Origin of the sequence: Streptomyces sp. NPDC090994 (assembly GCF_044768905.1) — a bacterium.
Classification (GTDB): Bacteria; Actinomycetota; Actinomycetes; order Streptomycetales; family Streptomycetaceae; genus Streptomyces.
Genome location: NZ_JBIVWS010000005.1, coordinates 13,264 through 27,157, shown reverse-complemented (window position 1 = coordinate 27,157; position 13,894 = coordinate 13,264). Strand labels below are relative to the sequence as shown.

Annotated in this window: 9 protein-coding genes and 1 pseudogene; 7 read left to right on the top strand and 3 right to left on the bottom strand. The window is 68.0% G+C overall.

The annotated features are described in order from the left end of the window. Positions 1-171 precede the first annotated feature (171 nt). The 4 genes from mrdA to ACIQR3_RS12935 all read left to right on the top strand — a co-directional run bounded on the left by mrdA (position 172) and on the right by ACIQR3_RS12935 (position 7,248). On the top strand, positions 172-2,439 hold the full coding sequence (gene mrdA, locus ACIQR3_RS12950) for a penicillin-binding protein 2 (RefSeq protein ID WP_403537839.1): 2,268 nt from the start codon (positions 172-174) through the stop codon (positions 2,437-2,439). Next, positions 2,436-3,635: a rod shape-determining protein RodA gene (gene rodA, locus ACIQR3_RS12945; protein WP_403537837.1), complete on the top strand. Its 1,200-nt coding sequence runs from the start codon at positions 2,436-2,438 to the stop codon at positions 3,633-3,635. The genes mrdA and rodA overlap by 4 nt, the downstream gene beginning before the upstream one ends. A 62-nt stretch (positions 3,636-3,697) precedes the next feature. Beyond that, the gene (locus ACIQR3_RS12940) at positions 3,698-5,209 is read left to right on the top strand and encodes a CHAD domain-containing protein (protein ID WP_403537836.1); all 1,512 of its coding nucleotides are present in this window, start codon (positions 3,698-3,700) and stop codon (positions 5,207-5,209) included. An 89-nt stretch (positions 5,210-5,298) separates the two neighbouring features. After that, positions 5,299-7,248, top strand: a complete 1,950-nt coding sequence (locus ACIQR3_RS12935; RefSeq protein ID WP_403537834.1) for a TIGR03960 family B12-binding radical SAM protein — start codon at positions 5,299-5,301, stop codon at positions 7,246-7,248. 313 nt (positions 7,249-7,561) lie between these two features. On the opposite strand, the gene ACIQR3_RS12930 is transcribed toward ACIQR3_RS12935, so the two are convergent. Further along, positions 7,562-8,374 carry a hypothetical protein gene (locus ACIQR3_RS12930; RefSeq protein WP_403537832.1) on the bottom strand — a complete coding sequence of 271 codons (813 nt, stop codon included), beginning with the start codon at positions 8,372-8,374 and terminating at the stop codon, positions 7,562-7,564. Between the two features lie 494 nt (positions 8,375-8,868). Between ACIQR3_RS12930 and ACIQR3_RS12925 the strand changes: the two genes are divergently transcribed. Continuing rightward, entirely contained in the window at positions 8,869-9,783 is a 915-nt protein-coding gene (locus tag ACIQR3_RS12925) for a phosphotransferase enzyme family protein (RefSeq protein ID WP_403537831.1), read from the top strand. Between the two features lie 3 nt (positions 9,784-9,786). Here the strand turns inward: ACIQR3_RS12925 and ACIQR3_RS12920 are convergent. After that, positions 9,787-11,158, bottom strand: a pseudogene (locus tag ACIQR3_RS12920) (sporulation protein). A gap of 209 nt (positions 11,159-11,367) precedes the next feature. On the opposite strand from ACIQR3_RS12920, the gene ACIQR3_RS12915 reads away from it, so the two are divergent. Both ACIQR3_RS12915 and ACIQR3_RS12910 read left to right on the top strand, forming a co-directional pair. Next, entirely contained in the window at positions 11,368-11,925 is a 558-nt protein-coding gene (locus tag ACIQR3_RS12915; RefSeq protein ID WP_403537829.1) for an ATP-binding protein, read from the top strand. 312 nt (positions 11,926-12,237) lie between these two features. Next, positions 12,238-12,546, top strand: coding sequence for a hypothetical protein (locus tag ACIQR3_RS12910; RefSeq protein WP_403537827.1), 309 nt, complete (start codon positions 12,238-12,240; stop codon positions 12,544-12,546). 410 nt (positions 12,547-12,956) lie between these two features. On the opposite strand, the gene ACIQR3_RS12905 is transcribed toward ACIQR3_RS12910, so the two are convergent. Beyond that, the gene (locus ACIQR3_RS12905) at positions 12,957-13,736 is read right to left on the bottom strand and encodes a GntR family transcriptional regulator (protein ID WP_403537825.1); all 780 of its coding nucleotides are present in this window, start codon (positions 13,734-13,736) and stop codon (positions 12,957-12,959) included. Between the last annotated feature and the right edge of the window lie 158 nt (positions 13,737-13,894).

Sequence of the window (13,894 nt, the reverse complement as noted above, 5' to 3'; positions counted from 1 at the left end):
CCAGCGGCGGTGAGCCGGACGGTCAGCCGGACGCGTCAGGGGCAAGCGGCGGTGAGAACGGGCGAGTTCACTCGAACGGGTGTGCTGGAGCGGAACGCGGCCGCACAGCCCGACCGTTCATCATTCGTACGCGCACACACGTCGGCGCACTGAGAGGGGGCGGCAACCGCAGTGACCAACATCCCCGAGACCGGTCGGAGCACACGCGTCCAGACCCGGCTCATCGTCATCCAAGTCCTCGTGCTGTCCCTCCTGTGCACGCTCGGCGGCCGGCTCTGGTACCTCCAGATCCGCGAGGGCGACGCCTACGCCAAGGAAGCCTCCGGCAACCACGTGCAGCAGGTCGTCCAGCCCGCCGTCCGCGGCTCCATCCTGGACGCCCGCGGCGTGGCCCTCGCGGACAACGAGACCCGCCTGGTCGTCTCCGCCTCCCGCACCGACCTGCTGAAGATGAAGGACGACGGCGAGGCCGTCCTCACCAAGCTCGCCGGGGTCCTGGGCATGAAGCCCGAGGACGTCATGGAGAAGGTCCGCCTCTGCGACGCCGAGACCCCCCAGCCCTGCTGGAACGGCTCGCCCTACCAGCCCATCCCCATCACCGACGAGGCCACCGCCAAGCAGGCCCTGCAGATCCGCGAGCGCTCCGAGGAGTTCCCCGGCATCACCGCCGAGCCCGAGGCCGTACGCCGCTACGCCGCGCCGGGCCAGGCCAACACCGCCCAGGTCCTCGGCTACCTCTCCCCGGTCACCGACGACGAGATCCAGCAGGCCCAGGACACCGACTCGCCGTTCCTGCGCTCCGACCAGGTCGGCCGCAGCGGCCTGGAGCGCCAGTACGACAAGGCACTGCGCGGCAAGGCCGGCGTCACCCGCTACGAGGTCGACAACCTCGGCCGGGTCATCGGCGAGGCCGAGTCCGACGCCGCCCAGCCCGGCGACAACCTGGTCACCAGCATCGACGCCCGCGTCCAGCGCATCGCCGAGTACGAGCTGAACGAGGCGATGAAGGCCGCCCGCAAGGAGCACGACCGCAACACCGGCACCAACTACAAGGCGGACTCCGGCGCGGTCGTCGTGATGGAGGCCAAGACCGGCCGCGTCGTCGCCATGGCCTCCAACCCGACCTACGACCCCAACGCCTGGGTCGGCGGCATCTCCGCCGCCGACTACAAGAAGCTCACCGGGAAGAACTCCAACTACCCGCTGCTCAACCGGGCCATCCAGGGCCAGGCCGCCCCCGGCTCCATCTTCAAGGTGGTCTCCACCTCCGCCGCCGTCGAGGCCGGCTACGACTTCGACGGCAGCTACGACTGCTCCAGCTCGTACTCGGTCGGCGGCCAGGTCTTCAAGAACTTCGAGTCCGCCAACTACGGCCCCATCGACCTCGGCCGCGCCCTGGAGGTCTCCTGCGACACCGTCTTCTACCGCCTCGCGCACCAGGAGTGGAAGAAGGACGGCGGCATGGAGGGCAAGAACGCCAACGACTACTTCTACAAGGCCGCCCACCAGTTCGGCCTCGGCGAGGAGACCGGCATCGACCTCCCCAACGAGGTCACCGGCCGCGTCCCCGACCGCCAGTGGAAGCAGGACTACTGGGAGGCCAACAAGGACGCCTGGTGCAAGACCGGCAAGAAGGACGGCAGTTACGTCGAGAAGATCGCGTACGAGAACTGCGTCGAGGGCAACAAGATGCGCGCCGGTGACGCCATCAACTACTCCATCGGCCAGGGCGACACCCTCGTCACCCCCATCCAGATGGCCACCATCTACTCCGCCATCTCCAACGGCGGAACGCTCTACGACCCCTCCGTCGGCAAGGCCGTCATCAGCGCCGACGGCAAGGACGTCGACGAGATCGAGCCCGAGTCCCACGGCAAGCTGCCGATAAGCAAAGACACACTCGACAAGATGGACGCCGCCCTCGCGGGCGTCGCCACCGAGGGAACGGCCGCCTGGCGGTTCCAGGGCTGGCCGCAGGACGAGATCCCGATGCACGCCAAGACCGGTACGGCCGAGGTCTACGGCAAGCAGACCACGTCCTGGTTCGCCACGTACACCGAGGACTACGCGATCGTCATGACGATCTCCCAGGGCGGCACCGGCTCCGGCGCCTCCGGCCCGGCCGTCCGCAACATCTACGACGCCCTGTACGGCGTCTCCGACGACGGCGACATCGACACCAAGAAGGCACTGCTCCCCACGCCGCAGAAGTCCCTGCCGAAGGTCAAGACGGACGGCACCATCGCCGCGCCGAAGATCTCCGACGACCCGGTCAAGGACCAGCAGGCCACCGAGAAGGACGAGTACGCCCCGCTCGACGGCACGGAGCAGGGCGCGACCGTCGCCAACCAGGACACCGGCAACCGCCAGACCCGCCGCCGACGGCGCGGCGGCTGCCCCGGCGACCGCAGCCGCAGGAAGCGGAGGATGCTCACATGACCGGGGCCAACAGCTTCCAGGTCTCCGGCTACGGACCCGAACGCGCCGGCTGGACCCGCATCTTCGCCCGCGACTCGGTGGCCCGCAGGCTCGACTGGCCGATACTGCTGGCCGCCGGCGCCCTCTCGCTGCTCGGCACCCTGCTGGTCTACTCCGCCACCCGCAACCGCACCGAGCTGAACCAGGGCGACCCGTACTACTTCCTGCTCCGCCACCTGCTCAACACCGGCATCGGCCTCGCCCTGATGGTCGCCATAGTGTGGATCGGCCACCGCACGCTGCGCACGGCCGTGCCACTGCTGTACGGCGCCTCCGTGTTCCTGATCCTGCTGGTGCTGACGCCGCTGGGCTCGACCATCAACGGCGCCCACTCCTGGATCAAGCTGCCCGGCGGCTTCTCCCTGCAGCCCTCGGAGTTCGTCAAGCTCACCATCATCCTGGGCATGGCGATGCTGCTGGCCACCCGCGTGGACGCGGGCGACAAGCAGCACCCCGACCACCGCACGGTGCTCCAGGCGCTCGGCCTCGCCGTCGTCCCCATGCTGATCGTGATGCTCATGCCCGACCTCGGGTCGGTCATGGTCATGGTCATCATCGTGCTGGGCGTGCTGCTCGCCTCCGGCGCCTCCAACCGCTGGGTGTTCGGCCTGATCGGCGCGGGCACCGCGGGCGCCCTCGCGGTGTGGCAGCTCGGCATCCTGGACGAGTACCAGATCAACCGCTTCGCCGCCTTCGCCAACCCCGAGCTGGACCCCGCGGGCGTCGGCTACAACACCAACCAGGCCCGCATCGCCATCGGCTCCGGCGGCCTCACCGGCTCCGGCCTCTTCCACGGTTCGCAGACCACCGGCCAGTTCGTCCCCGAGCAGCAGACGGACTTCGTCTTCACGGTCGCCGGCGAGGAACTGGGCTTCGTCGGCGCCGGACTCATCATCCTGCTGCTGGGCGTCATCCTGTGGCGCGCCTGCCGCATCGCCCGCGACACCCCCGACCTCTACGGCACGATCGTCGCCGCCGGGATCGTCGCCTGGTTCGCCTTCCAGTCGTTCGAGAACATCGGAATGACCCTCGGCATCATGCCGGTGACCGGCCTGCCCCTCCCGTTCGTCTCCTACGGCGGCTCGTCCATGTTCTCGGTGTGGATGGCCGTCGGCCTGCTCCAGTCGATCACCGTGCAGCGGCCCATGTCGGCCTAGCGACGCCGGTCGCCTCCCCGCCGGGGAGGTGATCGGCGTCCGATGCCGGGTACGTACGCCACATGGCGGACATCAAGCGTGAGATCGAGCGGAAGTACGAAACCGACGACGACAGCGGCGGCCTGCCCGACCTGACCGGTGTGGCAGGCGTCGCGACCGTCGCCGACCGGGGCGTCGCCCACCTCGACGCCACCTACTACGACACCGCCGACGAGCGCCTCGCCGCCCGCGGTATCACCCTGCGCCGCCGCACCGGAGGCTCGGACGCCGGCTGGCACCTCAAGCTCCCCGTCGCCCCGGGCGAGCGCGAGGAGATCCACGCCCCGCTGTCCGACACCGTCCCCGGCGAACTGGCCGCTCTGGTCCGCTCCCGGGTCCGCCACGCCGACCTGCTGCCCGTCGTCCGGCTGCGCTCGGCCCGCGACGTACGCGACCTCCTCGACGCGCGGGGCCGGCCGCTCGCCGAGGTCGGCCTGGACACGGTGCGGGCCGAACGGCTCAGCGGCGGCGTCGGCGACGTCCGGTGGACCGAGATCGAGGTGGAGCTGGCCGACGGCGGCGACCCGGCCTTCCTCGACAAGGTGGAGAAGCGGCTGCGCAAGGCCGGCCTGCGCCCCGCGGCCCACTCCTCCAAGCTGGCCCGCGCCCTCGCCGAGACGGCCCCCGACCGCACCCGCGGCCCCGCGCCCGCCACGGAACCGGCGAGCGCCGGCGACCACGTCCTGGCCTATGTGCGGGAGCAGCGGGACGCGATCGTCGGCCTCGACCCGGCCGTACGCCGGGACGCGGAGGACTCCGTGCACAGCATGCGGGTGGCGACGCGCAGGCTGCGCAGCACCCTCAAGTCGTTCCGTGCCGTACTGGACCGCTCCGTCACCGACCCCGTCGGGGACGAGCTGAAGTGGCTGGCGGGCGTCCTCGGCGAGGACCGCGACCGCGAGGTGCTGACCGCACGGCTGACGGCCGCCCTCGACGACGTACCGCACGACCTGGTGCACGGCCCGGTCGCCGAGCGGCTGCGGAAGTGGTCCGGAGCCGAGCACGGCGGCGCCCGCGGCCGGCTCCTGGCCGTCCTCGACTCCCACCGCTACCTCACCCTGCTCGACACCCTGGACACCCTGCTCACCGACCCGCCCCTGCGCGAGGCCGCCGGGAAGAAGCCCCACAAGGTGCTCGCCGAGGCGGTCCGCAAGGACTTCCGCAAGGTCTCCGCCCTGGTCGGACAGGCCCTGGACGCCGACCCCGGCCCCGACCGCGACGTCGCGCTGCACGAGGCCCGCAAGAAGGCCAAGCGCACCCGGTACGCGGCGGAGGCGGCCGTACCGGCCCTCGGCAAACCGGCGAAAGCCATGGTCAAGTCCATGAAGGCGTTGCAGTCCCGGCTCGGCGAGCACCAGGACAGCGTGATGGCCCGCGGCGCCCTGCGCGAACTGTCCGCGGTCGCCCACGCGGCCGGGGAGGACACCTTCACCTACGGCCTGCTCCACGAACGCGAGCGGTGCCGGGCGGCGGACCTGGAGGCCGCGCTGCCCGCCTTCTGGGACGGCGTGAAGGACGCGGCGACCGCCCTGTGACCTGTCCGGCGTGCGGGTGGCCCCGCCGAGCCGCGTTAGGCTAGATGGTCACCCCTGTCAGTTCAGTCCAGCTCACGAAGGTGCGCGAGATGTCTGCCGAAGTCGCTGCGGCCGCGGAGTCCGTTTTCCCGCAGCTCGAAGCTCTGCTCCCGCATGTGCAGAAGCCGATCCAGTACGTCGGCGGAGAACTCAACTCGACGGTCAAGGAGTGGGACTCCTGCGACGTCCGCTGGGCGCTGATGTACCCGGACGCCTACGAGGTCGGCCTCCCCAACCAGGGCGTCATGATCCTCTACGAGGTGCTCAACGAACAGCAGGGCGTCCTCGCCGAGCGCACCTACAGCGTGTGGCCGGACCTGGAGGCCCTGATGCGGGAGCACCAGGTCCCGCAGTTCACGGTGGACAGCCACCGCCCGGTGAAGGCCTTCGACGTCTTCGGCCTGTCCTTCTCCACGGAGCTGGGCTACACCAACATGCTCGCCGCGCTCGACCTGGCCGGCATCCCCCTGGAGGCCAAGGACCGCGGCCTGGACGACCCGATCGTCCTGGCCGGCGGCCACGCGGCGTTCAACCCCGAGCCGATCGCCGACTTCATCGACTGCGCCGTGATCGGCGACGGCGAGCAGGCGGTCCTGGAGATCACCGCGATCGTCCGCGCCTGGAAGGCCGAGGGCCGCCCCGGTGGCCGCGAGGAACTCCTCTTCCGCCTGGCCCGCACCGGCGGCGTCTACGTCCCCGGCTTCTACGACGTCGAGTACCTCCCCGACGGCCGTATCGCCCGCGTCGTACCGAACAGGTCCGGTGTCCCGTGGCGCGTGTCGAAGCACACCGTCATGGACCTCGACGAGTGGCCCTACCCCAAGCAGCCGCTGGTTCCGCTCGCCGAGACCGTCCACGAGCGCATGTCGGTCGAGATCTTCCGCGGCTGCACCCGCGGCTGCCGCTTCTGCCAGGCCGGCATGATCACCCGCCCGGTGCGCGAGCGCTCCATCACCGGCATCGGCGAGATGGTCGACAAGGGCCTGAAGGCGACGGGCTTCGAGGAGGTCGGCCTCCTCTCCCTGTCGTCCGCGGACCACTCGGAGATCGGCGACATCGCCAAGGGCCTGGCCGACCGCTACACCGAGGACAAGATCGGCCTCTCCCTCCCCTCCACCCGCGTCGACGCCTTCAACATCGACCTCGCCAACGAACTGACCCGCAACGGCCGCCGCTCCGGTCTCACCTTCGCCCCCGAGGGCGGCTCGGAGCGCATCCGCAAGGTCATCAACAAGATGGTCTCGGAAGAGGACCTGATCCGGACGGTCGCGACGGCCTACGGCAACGGCTGGCGCCAGGTCAAGCTCTACTTCATGTGCGGCCTGCCCACGGAGACGGACGACGACGTCCTCCAGATCGCCGACATGGCGATGAACGTCATCCAGAAGGGCCGCGAGGTCTCCGGCTCCGGCGACATCCGCTGCACCGTCTCCATCGGCGGCTTCGTCCCCAAGCCCCACACCCCCTTCCAGTGGGCCCCGCAGCTCTCCGCCGAGGAGACCGACGCCCGGCTCCAGAAGCTGCGCGACAAGATCCGCGGCGACAAGAAGTACGGCCGCTCCATCGGCTTCCGCTACCACGACGGCAAGCCCGGCATCGTCGAGGGCCTCCTGTCCCGCGGCGACCGCCGCGTCGGCGCCGTCATCCGCGCCGTCTACGACGACGGCGGCCGCTTCGACGGCTGGCGCGAGCACTTCTCCTACGACCGCTGGATGGCCTGCGCCGCCAAGGCCCTGGCCCCCTACGGCGTGGACGTCGACTGGTACACCACCCGCGAGCGTTCCTACGAGGAGGTCCTCCCCTGGGACCACCTGGACTCGGGCCTCGACAAGGACTGGCTCTGGGAGGACTGGCAGGACGCCCTCGACGAGACGGAGGTCGAGGACTGCCGCTGGACGCCCTGCTTCGACTGCGGGGTGTGCCCTCAGTTCGATACATGGCCACAACTGAGCGAGAGCGGCAAGAAGCTGCTGCCGCTGACGGTCAAGAAGTCCGACTGACCAGCGAAAACGGGGGACTGTGGGATGAGCGAGCCGCTCCGCCGCATCGCCGACTCTGTGACTGACATCACAGAGTCAGAGGCGGTAGCGGCGCTGAGCGCGCTGGGCTTGCAGAAGGATCGGCGGCAGCCGGCGAAGAGAGCGCTTAGGACGCCGCTGCCGCCGCCTGCGGAGCCTTCAGGCGTCTCGTCGGACGTGGAGTGGGTGTGAAGGGCGTCGGGTGGCCTCATTTTCATTGAACCTCGGCCTAGTGTCTGCCGGCGACGGCCGCACGGTGGCTCTCTGGTGGCGGAGCCACTTTGTGATCGGCTCTTCACGCTACCGAGTCAATTCGACCGAAACATGCCTCCTGAACCTTATTTAGGACAGTCAGGACGTCTTTGGCCGCGTCGCCATTGGCGCTCAGGGAATCGATTGCGCGCTTCACCTCTCCATTTAGCCAGTGAGTCATTGTGAGAGGCAGGAATGGCGTACCGTAAAAGGCGTAACCGGTGTCTACGTTCGTCCATAGATCAAGTTGGACCACATTCCAACTTCTCAGTGCCGCATCCTTTCTTTTGTTGACCTCATCGCCGCTATCGTGAATCATTTCCAGGTCTCGCTTCAACACCTCAATGTTGTGGTGCAGTTGCGTTGATAGTTTGCGAAGCCGCGCCCACGTTTTATGCCCGGAAGCGATCAATGCGCCACCGAGTGTCACCGCTACAGGGATCAGTGCCGTCGGTCGGCTTGTGGCGATCAGGGCGTAGACGGAAATCCCGGCGAAGTACACGGCTACCGAATTCGCTACAGTTCGAGTGATCACTGCTCGCCCGACGCGGCCGGGTAGCTGCCGCAAAAGCTCAGTCTGCTCCGGGTCTTTTGGCTCGGTTGACTGTGCCCAAAGAGGCAGGAAAGCCCATGTCAACATCAGCGGCAGGGCATAATCGAAGTGCTCGGCGACATCATCTGGGTTTTGGGCGATCGTGTTGGATAGCCTAACGATGTATAAAATGACGCCAGCCATGGCGATGCCCCACGTTGCCAGCTTCAGGTAATCCCAGTAGCGCTTCCATCCGGTGTCCCATTTGCGACTTGCCCAATGGCGAACGTCTTGCCAGGACTGCCAATCGTCGAGGGCGCCCACCCATGACTTGCCTCCATAAAGTCCAATAACTAATCCGCCGAAGAATAGAAATGTTCCGAAGGTGCGGTGCGAGGTGCCGTAGAGGCTGTCGCTACACGTGACGAAAAGGCTTCCAGTGGGAAGCAGGAGGCGACGCCAGTGGCGGCGTACAGGCGCGATACTTCGGCTCCAGGTTGGCATACGCGCCATGGTGCCGGCCCGTCGTCCCGTACCTTACCGACTTGAGGAAGAGCAGAGCTTGAGCGCTGTTTGTTGTCATTCATTCACCAAGTCATGATCGGTATAACTGGACTGCACAAGCTTGCCTCTACTGGGTAGGGCAGTAAACGGCAGGTCATCCAGCAGTCAGAGACGCTCACGTGACAAACCTTGCTACAGCGGCTTAGGGGATAGTTGGCAGCGGGTACGGTCAAGGTCATGTCCGGCGTACGCGGGTTGGTCACCCGTAGGCGTGCGCTGGTTGATCGCGCGCGACTAGGGGAGCTGGTTCGGGCATGGCGGTTGACGCTGCTCGGTCGAAAGAGGGGTTCACGTTGGAGAGAGCTACGCGGGTGGTGAGTGCCGCTTGCCGGGTGGCGGGGCTGGATGGCGGGGGCGCTGAGCTGATCCGGTTCGGGGAAAACGCTCTGTTTCGCCTGGCGTCGGTGCCCGTGGTCGTGCGGGTGGCTCGGGGGGTGGAGTGGCTGCCCAAGGCGCGTATCGAGGTGGCCGTGTCGCGGTGGCTGGCGGGGGAGGGATTCCCCGGGGCGCGCATCCTCGATGACCTAGAACAGCCGCTCCTGGTCGACGGTCACCCGGTGACCTTCTGGCATCTCATCCGCGAGGGTGACCGTAAGGCGACGTACGGGGAGCTGGGTGGCATCCTGCGGGATCTTCACTCGATGGCGTTGCCGGCCGGGGTGGAGTTCCCCTCGTTCGATCCCTTCGGTAAGCAAGAGCTGAGGATCGACCGGGCTCCGATTCCGGAGGATGACCGAGTCTTCCTGCGGAAGCGCTGGCATGAGTTGCGTGGTCAGTTCGAAGAGTTGCGCTTCGAGACTCCCAAGGGGCCCGTGCACGGTGACGCACACGTGCAGAACCTCATGGTCGACGACCAAGGGCAAGTCATCCTAATTGACTTCGAGGCGTTCTGCTTCGATCACCCCGAGTGGGACCTGATGGTCACGGCCACGGAGCATCACAGCCTCGGGTGGCAAACGGACGAGCAGTATGGCGACTTCGTGCGGGCCTATGGGCGGGACCTGTACGACTGGCCTGGTTACGACACGCTTCGGCGGCTCCAAGAGTTCGGCATGACGACGTGGCTAATGCAGAACGTGCGGGAGGACGAGAGGACGGCTGCCGAGTACCGCCGGCGTATCTCGGCCCTGCGTAACGATGACGCGCCTCGGGACTGGCGGCCGTGGTAGCTGCTACTCGTCGTCGTCCAGACGGGCCAGTGCCTCGCTCACCTTCTCGTTGAACGCGACTACGGTGGGGTGGGCCGCGTGTGGGCTCACCTCGGCCTGGAAGTCGGTCACGTAGCGCTGGAAGCGGGAGGACTGGAGGGAGTCCCCGCCGTCGACTGCGAGACTCGCGGTGGCGACCGCGGCTTCCAAGTCACCGTTTATGAGCTGGCTCTGGGCGAGCACCATGCGACAGAAACCGAGGGTGCGGGCGTATGCCGGGTCGGTGCTGTCGACGGCGCGCTGTGCCTGCTCGACTGCTTCCCGGCGCATCCGCAGATCGCGGAAACAGTGGCAGAACTCGCCCGTGAGTTCCGCTTCGTCGAAGTAGCTCAGCCATGCCGGGTCGTCGCCGCTGTCGGCCTGTTCGAAGTGGCGTTCCGCCTCGTTCATCGCGCGGGCCGCGCCGGCCTTTTCGCCTGCGTTGGAGAGGGCGCGGGCCTCCATGGCCCAGTAGTTGGCCATGGCGCGCGGGGTGGCTCGGCCTTTGGCTCCCTCGACGGCAGCGCGGGCGAGCTGGATGGCCTGGGTGTGCTTGCCAAGGTAGTTCGCCTGGTGGCTGAGGTTGCCGAGGATGCGGGCGCCGAACATGCGGTCGTCGATGACCTGGGTCAGACGGAGCGTGGACGACATGTAGCGGTGGGCGAGTCGGTGGTTCCCGGTGTCGTACGCGGTCCACGCGAGGAGCTGGGAGACCTCGGCGGCGGCGCCGAACAAGGCGGTGCCCACCTTCTCGCTGTAGCTGGTTCAGCAGGGGCAGGACTTCATGGCGGAAGTAGTGGCGCAGTGCCTTGTGGCCATGGCCTCCGCCGTACTTGAAATCGAGCTGCATGAACATGCCCGCAGCGTCCCTGATCGCGCGTACGTCGCGCATGCCGACGCGTTGGCGGGCGGGTCTGTCGGCCTGGACGCCGTCGGGGCGCGCGATCATCCATGAGAGGACGGCTGAGCTGAGGTCTCCGTCGGCGACGATCAGCTGATCACCTGTGGGAGCTTCAACGCTCTCGTCTGTGAGGTTGCTCAGGGTAGCGAGCGCTTCGGGAACGGTGTTCGGGTAACCGACCGGCTGAGGGGCAGCGGGCTGCGCGTGGTCGAAGAAGCCGAGATCGCCGGGCCTGATGCGGCGGCCGAGTTTGGCGCTCAGTACGTCTGCCATGATCGCTGCTGTCCGGGGCTGGATGCCGGCGCCGTCCCGCCATCGCTGCACGGAGACGTGCGTCGTTCCGAGACTGATGCCGCGTGCTGCGGCGGCGTCCTTCATGCGCTTCGCAAGGCCCTTGTTCGAGACCTTGGCTTGATCCATGACGGCGATCAACTGCGCGTTCGGCTCTCGGCTCATGCTCCCCTGCCAACCCGAGAATGACGGCGAGTGTTCATCGTGTCACAGCAGTATCAGCCGTGGGGGTTCATTGATGAACCCCCTTCGCCTTTGCCGGTGTTCACGTGAACCCCCTGGTGAACGCTCCCGGTCACGCCTGCTTCGCCGTGTACTGGCTTGCGTGAAGCAAGCGGTGTCGTAAGGGCTGTAGGGCCTCGGAAGGGGAAGTGATGGATGCGGGGAAGAGCGAACGGTTGGCGAGTGAGCTGGACGCGTACGCGCACTGGTTCGTGACGCCGGAGCCGTCCTCGGACGGTCACTTCCTGACGTTGACGCTTTTCGCCGAGTTGGGTGACACGGCGCGCGTCGCGCGCGACATGACGGGTGTGTTCCTTCGGAACGCGGGTGCCGAAGCGGTTGTGGACGATGCTCGGCTGGTCGTCTCGGAACTGGTGGGCAACGTGGTGAACCACGCCGTGCCGGACCGGCATCTGTCTTCCCCCGGTAGCTGCCGGCGCATCGACGTGATCTTCAAGATGTGGCCGAAGTGGCTGTTCATCGGTGTCGCCGACGAGGACTCGACCCCTCCGCTGCTTCCGGTGGGAGAGCCGTTCTCCCCGGGACTGCTGGGAGAACTGTCTGAGGCGGTGCTGCCGGACAGTGGTCGGGGACTGCTCATCGTTCAGCGCCTGGCGGTGGCGGTCTGGTGGACGCCGGGAGAGTACGGCGGGAAGACGGTCTGGGCCCGCTTCGATCTGAACGGCGAAGGGAAGTCCGTACCGCGCTGATGATCTCCGGGCCGCTGCCCAGACTTGGCTCCTTCGCGATCGGGAGCGGGTGGCGGCCCGGTACGGCCGGAGATTGACCCCTTCGGCCAGGGCGCGGCTCCTCCGGTGTTTTCGGGAGCTCCCCCACGGCCGGAGGGCCGCGCCTCACAACCACAAACCGAGACCGGGCCACCCCATCAGCCCTGGAAAGCGAAGGGTGGCCCGGCTGGGAACGCGGCGGTTCCCGGTGCCTGATGGTACCGGGGCCGCCGTGCTGCGCGTTCGCCCTGGTCCAAAGAGATATGACGACGCGTTACCTGGATCGGGACAGAGGTGGGCAAGGTGACTGGCTCGGGTGAGAGCTGGGTGGGCGACGGCCTCGACGATGTCGCAAGGGGCGACTGCGGCTTGTGGGTGTCGGGCGTCGACTACGTTTCGGGCTGGCGTACTGCGCGTGAAGCTGCCGACCGGTTGAACCGCGCGCTTCTCGGGGTCGGCTTCGAACTGTCCGCCGTGCGGGCGGTCGCCTCGACAGACGGCGACGGGCGCGGGGTCGTGCGGCTGGCGGGCCGGCCGGAAGCGGCGGAGTTGCTCGCCGGGCTCCTGGAGGGACTCGCTCACGATAACGGTGGCGCGGCATGAGGGGCCTTCTCGCCGGTGAGCGGCGCGCGTGGGCACGTCGCCTGCCGGAGAGACTTTGGGCGGTAGCTGCCATGGGGCGAGTGAACAGGGGGCCCTACGCTGGCCCGGCGAATCGGGCAGGCACTGGTCCTGCCCGCGTATGTGCCCGATGGGCCCCCTGTTCTTCGAGGCTCGCCCCATGGGAGCTGCCTAAAGTCTCGGAGGCCGGCGACCCCCGGCCGACCACGCCCCGGCCCGGGACGGCCGGTCGACGCCTCGACCCCTCGGGTGTTCTGCGGTGTGGGGCGTCCGGCGACCGGACGGGATCGGCGGCCACGCCGCACGCCCGGCCGGGGCGGCCGGGCGACCCGGCGCGCCGCAGGCGCGCCCTTGAGGAAGTAAAGGCGATTTCGACCGATGCCTCTCGCCCCTCACGCCTGGCGGTGTCGGGCGGGCTGTTTGTCGGCGGTGATCCGGTAGGCGATTTCGGCACGGTCCGCGCCGACGCGCAGTTCTTCGAGGATCTTCGGGCGGTCGTCGGTGCCGTGCGCGATGCGGGCCAGGTGCAGGATCGGGGTCGCGTCCGGGAGCTGGAGGGTGGCGCGTTCGTCGGGCAGCGGCATACGGGCACGGACCGTTTCCGACCACCACAGGGCATGGCCGTCCTGGGCGAGCAACCGGTAGATCGCTGCCGGGCGCTTGCACGGCTCTTTTCCCAGCAGCGGGACGGCTTCGGCTACCTCGAAGGGGATCAGCGTGCGGTGCATGACGCGGGTGCCGGTGCCCGGATCGATCAGCAGTCGGTCGCAGCCGAAGAGCGCCTCTTCCTCGGCGAGTTGGAGCAGTCGGCCTGTGGCCTTGCTGGTGCGGGTGCGGTACGTGGCCGGCTCCTCGGCCTCCTCCCATGTGTCGCCGTTGGGCATGGTGAAGCGGCCGTCGCTGGTGCGGCTGACACGGCGCTCGATGGTGAGTGCGGGCTGGCCGTCGGAGCGTACGAAGCTGCCCTTGCCGTGCCGTACGTCGATCAGCCCTTCCGCGCGCAGTGCGGCGATCGCGTTGCGCACGGTGGGGCGGGAAACCCCGTAGCGGGCGATCAGCTGGGCCTCCGACGGCAACGGGGAGTCCGGTGCGAACTCGCCGGACAGGATCGCCTCGCGGATGGCGGCGGCTACCTGCTGGTAGAGGGCTCCGGGGCGCTGGATCTCCGTCATCTCGGCTTCTCCGGTTCGGTGTCGTAGGCACGTCGCACGCGCGTCATCACTCGTCAGCATAAGTAGTTGCACCCTCGCCGTACAGAGCCTCATAGTCGTAACTCGTAAGGACAAGTGACGTCTAGATGTGTTGGGCGTCCTGACTGGCCAGGGAGGCC

Coding starts and splice junctions, on each gene's coding strand:
- rodA (WP_403537837.1), top strand. CDS start 2,436: ATGACCGGGGCCAACAGCTTCCAGGTCTCCGGCTACGGACCCGAACGC.
- ACIQR3_RS12940 (WP_403537836.1), top strand. CDS start 3,698: ATGGCGGACATCAAGCGTGAGATCGAGCGGAAGTACGAAACCGACGAC.
- ACIQR3_RS12935 (WP_403537834.1), top strand. CDS start 5,299: ATGTCTGCCGAAGTCGCTGCGGCCGCGGAGTCCGTTTTCCCGCAGCTC.
- ACIQR3_RS12925 (WP_403537831.1), top strand. CDS start 8,869: ATGGCGGTTGACGCTGCTCGGTCGAAAGAGGGGTTCACGTTGGAGAGA.
- ACIQR3_RS12915 (WP_403537829.1), top strand. CDS start 11,368: ATGGATGCGGGGAAGAGCGAACGGTTGGCGAGTGAGCTGGACGCGTAC.
- ACIQR3_RS12905 (WP_403537825.1), bottom strand. CDS start 13,736: ATGACGGAGATCCAGCGCCCCGGAGCCCTCTACCAGCAGGTAGCCGCC.